This is a genomic window from Massilia sp. 05N420, from assembly GCF_056397205.1.
In genome coordinates, this window is the sequence record NZ_JBFTMX010000211.1 from 1 (window position 1) to 412 (window position 412).

Consider the following 412-nt stretch of genomic DNA (forward strand, 5'->3'; position numbering starts at 1 on the left):
GTCAGAGGCCTTGTCGCCGTCGCCATCGGTGACGGTCAAAACAGCCCGCACGGTCCCGTCCGCCAGCGAAACGCTGTCGTTGGCGTTGTTGGCGTTGCCATGGTTCAGCGACAGGTACTCGACCGTCGATACCTTGCCGTTCGCCGGGTCGATGGCGAATGCAATCGCCGCCTGGCCTTCGGCACCGCCGACACGGCCGACGGCAATGCCGCCTTCCATGTAGAGATAGATGTGCTGGCCGTCGGTGGTCATCAGACCGGAGTCGGCACCGTTGACGATGGCGAGCGAGTAAACCTTCGCGCCAGCCGTGGCTGCGCCGTCGACACCGAAATTGGTGCTGTCAACGAGTGCACCAACTGCGGACTGGGCGTAGGCAAGCGGTGCACCGCCATTGTCGCTGTCATGGCCGACA

General features: G+C 63.8%; 1 protein-coding gene. It reads right to left on the minus strand.

Features of this window, described 5'->3' with window-relative positions; all coding sequences use genetic code 11:
- Positions 1-412 (minus strand): DUF5801 repeats-in-toxin domain-containing protein (locus AC1DIX_RS28020; protein WP_477328640.1); only part of this gene is annotated, 412 nt, incomplete at both ends.